The 8,855-nt window shown below is 36.7% G+C and carries 8 protein-coding genes and 1 tRNA gene; 7 read left to right on the top strand and 2 right to left on the bottom strand.

Features of this window, described 5'->3' with window-relative positions:
- The first annotated feature begins 129 nt into the window (after window positions 1-129).
- From EKM78_RS04360 to EKM78_RS04345, 5 genes are all read left to right on the top strand, one after another.
- Entirely contained in the window at window positions 130-1,116 is a 987-nt protein-coding gene (locus EKM78_RS04360) for an N-acetylmuramoyl-L-alanine amidase (RefSeq protein ID WP_125769753.1), read from the top strand.
- A gap of 59 nt (window positions 1,117-1,175) precedes the next feature.
- A complete protein-coding gene (locus EKM78_RS04355) occupies window positions 1,176-1,976 on the top strand; it encodes a type II toxin-antitoxin system death-on-curing family toxin (RefSeq protein WP_125769750.1) in 801 nt (266 codons plus the stop codon).
- Between the two features lie 52 nt (window positions 1,977-2,028).
- A complete protein-coding gene (locus tag EKM78_RS12540; protein WP_164507197.1) occupies window positions 2,029-2,193 on the top strand; it encodes a hypothetical protein in 165 nt (54 codons plus the stop codon).
- Between the two features lie 144 nt (window positions 2,194-2,337).
- Window positions 2,338-2,805 carry a Panacea domain-containing protein gene (locus tag EKM78_RS04350; protein ID WP_125769748.1) on the top strand — a complete coding sequence of 156 codons (468 nt, stop codon included), beginning with the start codon at window positions 2,338-2,340 and terminating at the stop codon, window positions 2,803-2,805.
- A 104-nt stretch (window positions 2,806-2,909) separates the two neighbouring features.
- Window positions 2,910-3,356, top strand: a complete 447-nt coding sequence (locus tag EKM78_RS04345; RefSeq protein ID WP_125769746.1) for a hypothetical protein — start codon at window positions 2,910-2,912, stop codon at window positions 3,354-3,356.
- A 751-nt stretch (window positions 3,357-4,107) separates the two neighbouring features.
- Here the strand turns inward: EKM78_RS04345 and EKM78_RS04340 are convergent.
- Window positions 4,108-4,180: transfer RNA gene (locus EKM78_RS04340), tRNA-Glu, on the bottom strand.
- 274 nt (window positions 4,181-4,454) lie between these two features.
- Window positions 4,455-5,129, bottom strand: a complete 675-nt coding sequence (locus EKM78_RS04335) for a CPBP family intramembrane glutamic endopeptidase (RefSeq protein ID WP_125769744.1) — start codon at window positions 5,127-5,129, stop codon at window positions 4,455-4,457.
- Between the two features lie 98 nt (window positions 5,130-5,227).
- Here EKM78_RS04335 and EKM78_RS04330 point away from each other — a divergent pair, with 98 nt between their 5' ends.
- Window positions 5,228-6,955: an ABC transporter ATP-binding protein gene (locus EKM78_RS04330; RefSeq protein ID WP_125769742.1), complete on the top strand. Its 1,728-nt coding sequence runs from the start codon at window positions 5,228-5,230 to the stop codon at window positions 6,953-6,955.
- The gene (locus tag EKM78_RS04325; protein WP_125769740.1) at window positions 6,948-8,831 is read left to right on the top strand and encodes an ABC transporter ATP-binding protein; all 1,884 of its coding nucleotides are present in this window, start codon (window positions 6,948-6,950) and stop codon (window positions 8,829-8,831) included. Before EKM78_RS04330 ends, EKM78_RS04325 begins: the two co-directional genes overlap by 8 nt.
- Window positions 8,832-8,855 lie beyond the last annotated feature (24 nt).

The following is an 8,855-nucleotide window of genomic DNA, read 5'->3' as shown; positions in this document are numbered from 1 at the left end:
CTTGCTGGTTTCCTAGTTGGTGCTTCCACAGCTGGATTATTCACTGGTATCAAAGGTATTGCCGGTGGATATTCGACAGAGTGGAAACCAACCAAAAAACAAAAAAATCTGGATATGAAAGGATAAAATATGTTTAACCCTAATATCATTAATAAGACATACACACTAGGCGATTACCAAGGTGATACACGGCTAGCTTCTAACCGGTTTATTATCCTCCACGAATCTGGAAACGATAACGACAAGCGAGATTCACAAGCGTTACTGCATGAAGTACAGTATATGCACAACAATTACGGCAACGCTTACGTCCAGTTTTTCGTTGGTTATATGGATGGCAAGGCGCAAATTTACCAAATCGGTGAACCAGGCTACATATCATGGGGAGCATTAACAGCTAACCCTTATGCCCCCGTACAAATTGAGTTTGCAAGAACAGGCGACAAGCAACAATTTAGAGAAGCCTATCGTTTGTATGTGGAAGTAGCTCGCTACTACGCTAATGCTTACGGTATCCCACTCACTCTAGATGGTGGGGGCAATGGAATCAAGACACACCAATGGGTTACAAATAATTTTGGCGGCGACCACGTTGATCCTTACCCTTACTTTGCAAGCATGGGTATCACTAAATCACAGCTAGCATATGACCTTGCAAACGGATTTGATGACGAGCCCGAACCAGAGAAGAAAGCCACTATTAATAATGTGGTGACTGTGACAGCTGACTACTTCAAAGCATTTACCGCAACAAATAGCAAAGGCGTTCCTCATATTGGGACTGATATACTTAGTGGAACGGCATGGCAATCAGCTGATATTCTAGTACGTGATAAAAAAGCGTACTTTAAAATCGGTAAAGACACTTACATTCCACAATCCGTAACTGACAAGGCTGGCAAGATCGTTATTAACTATCTAGACGGTTACGGAGTTAATGCATACAATTCTAAAGGTCAAAGTATTAAGGACAGCAACCAAGTATTTAAAGGCGGCACTTCATGGGCAACCGGTGAAGAACTATTTAAAGTACCTAATGTAGGCTGGTGCTACCAAGTTTCCACAGATGAATATATCCCAGTTAAATTCCAGCAAGGTTCAGGATTCAAGGGATAAAGATACAATAATACCCACATCTATTAATTTAGGTGTGGTTTTTTTGTTATAATAAATGCATGACAAAATTTGATTTTAAAGATAGACTGGTGCCATTTGACTTCGATCATAAAAACATTGATAAGTTCGTTATAAATAATGAAGAGTACGACGGAATTGTTGTGAATACTTATTTATCAAGCGAACAGATTAATGAGCTGATAGTCCGTCTTGCTACAGATATAAAACTTGATAAAGACTTTGTTACTGAAAATGTTTCAATTAGACCCAAAACACAAATAGTCGACAAAACACACAAGTTGCATGTAAACGAGATGATTTTTGAAAGTAAAAAACAGCCTGAGGCATTTAAATTCTTTTTTATTCAACTTGGATTGATTGTTCCCACATTATCTGATGTTGTGGAGTATAATGCCAAAGCACAGGAAATTTATTCTGAAAAGGGAGTATACGGGTGGTATGGTTTAAAACAACCGGATCACATTAAATACACTCTTGAAAGGGTGAAGGAATCTGTGAATTTTGGATATGATTTTTTGCCTACCATTTCAATGAAAGCAGCATTCATTTGGTATAAGATAGCTAAGTTTCAATCTTTTAATAATGGAAACAAAAGGACAGCAATGGTAACGACTCTCATATTTTTGCATTCTAACAAATATGATTTTCAATACAGAAAACATTTGAAAAAAGAGCTAGTTGAAAAGACTAGATATTTGGCTACCTTAGATAAGATGGAAGACAAAGATTATAAAGATTTTGGGAACTATATTTTAAATAATACAAAGATTAATTACGATAATAGTGAATGGAATTTGTTAGAAAAGCTACGAGATGATGATTTAGAAGAAAATTCTTGAAAAATTATTCTTTTGATAGTATGCTTTGTTTCAACGACAGGAGGATGTTGTTATGGATATGATGAAAAACGATATAAAATATAATATTGATATTAACAATATATATGTGAACAAGTTATCTTCCACAGAAGAAAAAGATATTTTAAAGCGTAGTGAAGAATTAGTTTTCTCAAATGAAGTTGTAAAAAGTGCGATAGATATTTTATCTAAAGAATAAAAATAGCCCACATCTATTAATTTAGGTGTGGGCTTTTTTTGAAAGGTCGTAGTATGCGTTACTGATGAAAGATGATATAATCAGCATGAGTAAATAGTAAGTCAGATATTGTTCTTTATAATTGCGCTGAGTGGAGGGATTCATATGACAGATAGCAAATTTACAGCACAACAAATTGCAAACTGGTATTTGAAAAAAGGTAGTTTATCTCCTAAAAAGTTACAAAAAATTTTATATTATGCTTATTCCTGGGTGTTAACTCTTACCAATGATGATGTTGATCATTTGGACAACAAGTTGTTTGATGATACCTTTGAAGCTTGGGCTCACGGACCAGTTTTACACGATATTTATTCTAAATACAAATCTTATGGGTACAACGATATTCCTGAATATAATGGGGAAGTTGTTGAATTACCTGATGATGTTGAAGACATTTTAAACCAAGTTTGGGACGAATATGGGACTTTTACTGCAGATCAGTTAGAAAACCTTTCTCACAGAGAAGCACCGTGGATAAAAGCTAGAGGAGATGCGACACCTTTATCAGCGAGCACATCCGCAATATCCGATAAGGATATTTTTAAATGTTACATTGAAAGGGTTGCTTAAAAATTTCTAGATCGAAAAGAAAACGGCTCAATAACATAGCTCCTAAGAATAATGTAGATAGTCAATTTAACAAAATTGATACCCATGAAAATATAAGCGTCGAATTGTCAGCTTATCCGAAGTGGCTTGATTCTGTTGATCTCAAAGATTTCAATAATTTTTATCGTGATTATCAAGAGATGTGCGCTGTTCTTAAGGTAATAATGGTGGAAACTATTCCATTTTTGAAGGAACATGGAATGGAAATTTTACAAGGTAAATACCAGCATTGCCATGTTATTGGGGATGATAAAACAAATTTAATTACAAGAATTGTAAAAAAAATAAATAAATTTGATTTAGACCCGGAAATAACCTTATGGGAAGTAGCCGCCAACAACTCCGGTGGTGTCAGAGTGATATGTGGCATTGATAAAGTTGGTGACCATATTTATTTTTATCCTTTGTTTATCGATATTCATCATCAAATTTATCCTAATAATCGATTTAGAGGTAATTATTCAAAAATTTGTAAATATAACATCTATGATGTTAAGAAGCCAAATTATTAATTGAGAAAATGCACAGTCCGGTTTGAATCAAATTACAATAGTTTTCTTCTTTTGTATTTGAGCAATCAAATAATACCCACATCTATTAATTTAGGTGTGGGCTTTTTTATTGGATATAAATTAAAGTATGTGTTATTGTGTAAACACAAAAAAGCAGATGCGGGGGCTCAATCCCACATCTGCCGCACTGCTGACTAATGAATAAAAATTGCGATTAATAACTCGGCAATGATAGCTATGCCAAGTGTGAACAACTCGAATCCATGTGTAACAAAAAATTGTATTAAATTTTTCATGTTCGTACCTCCATTTGAGAACTATTTATTCTTCGTAGAGCACAAACATACGAGAACGAAGCGCAGTGCATGTCCTCTTTTAAGATATTATCAAAAAGAAAGAGAAAAGTGAAAAAAATTTGACTGTTTGCTACATAATTTGTTAAGATTCACTTGTATTAAGTTTTGAATGTTTCGTATCTCTTGACTACAACGCTCAGTAGTCTTGCCGTTCTAGTAGAAGCCTAGCTTGTCATTTGCCTTTGTCAAGTAGGGCTTTTTTTATTTGCAAAATTATAACAACCCACATCTATTAATTTAGGTGTGGGTCTTTTTTTGCGTGATTTGTGTGACACTTGTGTGACAACTATATAAAAATCTAGAATGCTTTAGAATATGCAAAAAATAAAAAAGCCGTAAACTCAACGTTTACAGCTCTTTTATAAAAATGAAAATGTTATAAAATACTTAAATTATCACCCGTATGGGAATCGAACCCATAACTCCACCTTGAGAGGGTGGCGTCTTAAACCATTTGACCAACGGGCAATCAAACAACACAAATAACTATACCGTGAAACCTATTGTAGTGTCAATATGGTTTTTTTATTTTTTTAACCTACGTTTAAGAATTAACAAATAAACTAAGTAAATTACGTATATTATCGCAATAATTGCTGATGCGATCGAGACGTATTCGAACAATTGCCAGTGAAGTATCGCCCCTGTAGCAAGCAGAACGAGACTTAAAATGGTATACATTAAGATGCTTCGAATCGCATTTTGGATAGTTTGGTTTAATTTCTGTTGTTGTTTATTCATTTTACATCGCCAATACAATAGATAAGAAGTTATTTAGAAAATGGACGGTCATGCTTGCCTTAATATTTTTCGTTTTGTAATAGACAATGGCTAATACGAGTCCGAGCAAAATCTTGGATATAGCGTAGACCCAATCAGTATTGCTACTGATCGGTGCATGAGCAAAACCGAAGACTAACCCTGAAATCAAAATTGAAATCATTGGTCGATTAACGAAAAACCAATTCATGATCAAGCCACGAAAGAGCAACTCTTCAAAAATTGGAGCAGTTACTAACACCGAAAAGATCAAGATGATCTGACTATTTTGTCCGATCATATTTAAGGTATCAACATTAGTATTTTGTGCTCTCATAAATGGTATCAAGCCGTAATTGATAATCAAAGCGACGACGATACCAGCAATTATTGTGATCCAAGTTTTGATGCTGAAAGGTTGGGTGGTGAATTGCTTGGATCTTTTGTATGTAAAATACAAAATGAATCCAACGATTATCATCAATATTAATGAAATTATTGGTGCCATTTTGATATATGATTGATAGCTGCTTCCTAAACTAGCTTTTGGAAGTGCTAAAATACTCAATGGAATTTGTTCTACTATAAAAAGCAGAATAAAGGCTATAATATGAAATAGACTTTTAAATAATTGAGGTTCAGTATTTTTATTAGTCAATGATAGTCCACCTTATTTGTTCTATTTATAGAATTTTATCGCATTTAGTGATTTAATACTAGAATGACTGCTTAGTCAAAGGAAAAGGGAGTGAATGAATGTTTAAGATAGTTCGAGGACGATTAAACATTTGGCAGGTAATTGGTTCGATCCTGTTTATGATCGTACAAGTTATCGCCTCATTATATTTGCCCAACATTACTTCGGATATCGTTAATAACGGTATTGCCAAAGGACAGACTAGTTATATTATTTCCGCCGGTATGAAGATGATTTTCGTATCTGTACTGACGGTCTTAGCTTCTGTTGGGAATGTTTTTCTAGCCTCACAAGCTTCTCAAGGTTTAGGTCAGAAACTACGTTCAGACTTATTTAGAAAAGTTTTATACTTTTCGCACGATGAATTCGATGCTTTCGATACTTCATCACTAACAACTAGAACTACAAATGATGTTATGCAAATTCAAAATGTTATCGTCATGATGCTAAGAATGATGATCATGGCACCGATCATGTTGATCGGGGCTAGTTTCATGGCTTATCAAAAAAATGGTCCGATGACCAAGATCTTTTTGATCGTGATCCCAGCTTTGATCATCGTCGTTGGTGGTGTGATGTACTTTGCCGTGCCACTGTTTAAAGCGATGCAAAAGAAAACTGATCGGTTGAACTTGATCTTCCGTGAAGGATTAACTGGTGTCCGTGTTATTCGAGCATTTAGACAAGATACATTTGAACAAAATCGTTTTAAAAATGCCAATGACGATTACACTAACAATGCTATCAAAGTTTATACGATCGTGGCAATGATGGTGCCATTCGTTACTTTGATCATGAGTGGTACTAACATTGGTATTACGTGGTTAGGTGCTCACTATATTGCTAATCAAACTATGCAAGTTGGTAACTTAATTGCATTCATGACTTATGCAATGCAAATCTTAATGAGTTTTATGATCTTATCATTGATCTTTGTCTTGATCCCTCGTGCTTCAGCTTCTGCTGCACGTATTCAAGAAGTGTTTGCAAAAGAGAGTCAGATCGATACTGTTGCTAAACCTGCCAAGGTCAAAGAAGAAGCCTCATTAGAGTTTGATGATGTGAACTTCCGCTACTTAGGTGCGGAGAAGTTAGCTCTTACTAATATCAACTTTAAGATGGAAAAAGGTCAAACTTTGGCCATCATTGGTGGTACTGGATCCGGTAAAACGACTTTGATCAACTTGATCCCCAGGTTTTATGATTCTGAAACTGGTGTGGTCATGATCAACGGGACCGATGTTAAGGCCTTGAATACTGAAGATATTAACCGCCAAGTTTCGATGGTCCCTCAAAAAGCAGTGCTGTTCAAAGGAACGATCCGTAGCAACATGCTTTATGGTAAAGACGATGCTACGGATGATGAAATTTGGCACGCCTTAGAAATTGCGCAAGCCGATGGTTTTGTTAAAGATCTAGAAAAACAACTAGATGCACCTGTTGAACAAGGTGGAGATAACTTCTCCGGTGGGCAAAAGCAGAGATTAGCGATTGCCAGAGCTTTGGTCAAAGATGCTTCAATTTATGTCTTTGATGACTCCTTCTCAGCACTTGACTTCAAGACTGACCTCAATCTTCGGACAGCCTTAAAAGCCGATGAGAAGATCAATAACAGTGTTGTTGTGATCGTTGGTCAGAGAATATCAACTGTTGCTGACGCTGATGAGATCCTCGTTATTGATGACGGCGACATGGTCGGTCTCGGTACCCATGAAGAATTGAAAGAAAATAATAAGACTTATCAAGAAATTATTGAGTCTCAGATAAGGGAGGGCAATAATGGCTAAAGATAAAGAAACAACGTCTTCTAATCCAGTCGGGCCAAAGGGTCCACATGGTGGTGGCGCTGGTCCAAAACCAGAAAAAGCCAAGCATTTTTGGAAGACGATTAGACGTTTAGCTTCCTACATGTCGGCTTATATTTGGGGAATAATTATTGTCTTGATCTTGGCGATCTTGTCATCGATCTTCCAAGTAATGACTCCAAAAGTATTAGGTGAAGCCACGACTGAGATCTACAAAGGTTTCATGAATGGTGTTGCTCAGCAAAAAGCTGGGATCCAGGTTGATCAATTTCCGATCGACTTTAGTAAGATCAAGCAAATTATCTTTATCGTTTTCTTGATGTACATGGCTTCCGCTTTATTTAGTTTTATTCAACAATTTGTGATGACTCGTGTCTCACAAAGAACGGTTTACAAATTAAGACGTGACTTGAAGTCAAAGATGAGAAGATTGCCGATCAGTTACTATGATCAGCATTCAAACGGAGATATCATGTCACGTGCGATCAACGATATGGATAATATCGCCGGAACTTTGCAGCAAAGTATCACCCAAGTAGTAACGAGTACCGTGACTTTCGTCGGTGTTTTGTGGATGATGTTTACGATCAGTTGGCAACTGACGTTGATCGCGTTAGCAACGATCCCGCTAAGTTTGATCGTCGTTGGATTAGTTGCTCCTTCATCACAAAAGTTTTTTGCCAGACAACAAAAATCACTTGGTTTATTGAACAATCAAGTTGAAGAAAATTATGCTGGTCACGTGGTGGTCAAGAGTTTCAACCACGAAAAAGATGCTATTGCCCAATTTGATGCAGAAAATGAAACTTTGTATAAAGCTTCTTGGAAAGCACAAATGATCTCTGGTATCATCATGCCATTAATGACTTTGATCAATAACTTAGGATACGTTTTGATTGCCATGTTTGGTGGTATTCAAGTAGCCAATGGGGGAATCGCTTTAGGTAATATCCAAGCTTTCCTTCAATACATGAATCAATTTTCGCAGCCGATCACTCAATTAGCTAACTTAGCTAACACGATCCAAGCAACTGTCGCATCTGCTGAACGTATTTTTGAGGTTATCGATGAACCTGAAATGAATGATGATCCTGTTGATGTTTCTGACATTCAAACAGATGATAAAGTCATTTTGGATCATATGGATTTCGGATACGATGGCAAACCATTATTGATGCAAGACTATAACTTAAATGTTAAGCCTGGTGAAATGATCGCGATCGTAGGCCCTACCGGTGCTGGTAAGACGACTGTTATCAACTTGCTCGAACGCTTTTATGATGTTAAAGGTGGCTCGATCAAGCTTGATGGTCGCGATATCCGTAACATGAGCCGCGATGACGTCAGAAGTCACTACGCCATGGTCTTGCAAGATACTTGGCTCTTCACTGGGACTATTTACGACAACTTGAAATATAGTAATCAAGATGCTAGCCACGATGAAATCATCGCAGCAGCTAAGGCAGCCCATGTGGACAGCTTCGTTCGTCAATTACCTGATGGATACGATACGGTCCTCAATGAGGAAGCTTCAAATATCTCTCAAGGACAACGTCAATTGATCACTATCGCACGTGCCTTTGTCGCTGATCCCGAAATTTTGATCTTAGATGAAGCTACTTCGTCCGTTGATACGAGAACGGAAGTTCATATCCAACACGCTATGCAACGTCTATTGAAAAATCGGACTAGTTTTGTTGTTGCCCATCGATTGTCGACTATTCGTGATGCGGATAAGATCATCGTGATGAATGAAGGTTCGATCGTCGAGACTGGTAATCATGACGAATTGATGGCTAAGAACGGTTTCTATGCTGATCTTTACAATAGTCAATTTGCCGGAAATGTGGTTATGTAGAAATATTTGGTATAATTAAAGACA

The organism is Companilactobacillus furfuricola (assembly GCF_003946325.1).
GTDB classification, from domain to species: domain Bacteria; phylum Bacillota; class Bacilli; order Lactobacillales; family Lactobacillaceae; genus Companilactobacillus; species Companilactobacillus furfuricola.
The sequence above is the reverse complement of the archived record's forward strand: the minus strand, read 5'-3'. Positions and strand labels throughout refer to the sequence as shown.

Coding starts and splice junctions, on each gene's coding strand:
- EKM78_RS04325 (WP_125769740.1), top strand. CDS start 6,948: ATGGCTAAAGATAAAGAAACAACGTCTTCTAATCCAGTCGGGCCAAAG.
- EKM78_RS04360 (WP_125769753.1), top strand. CDS start 130: ATGTTTAACCCTAATATCATTAATAAGACATACACACTAGGCGATTAC.
- EKM78_RS04355 (WP_125769750.1), top strand. CDS start 1,176: ATGACAAAATTTGATTTTAAAGATAGACTGGTGCCATTTGACTTCGAT.
- EKM78_RS04330 (WP_125769742.1), top strand. CDS start 5,228: ATGTTTAAGATAGTTCGAGGACGATTAAACATTTGGCAGGTAATTGGT.
- EKM78_RS12540 (WP_164507197.1), top strand. CDS start 2,029: ATGGATATGATGAAAAACGATATAAAATATAATATTGATATTAACAAT.
- EKM78_RS04350 (WP_125769748.1), top strand. CDS start 2,338: ATGACAGATAGCAAATTTACAGCACAACAAATTGCAAACTGGTATTTG.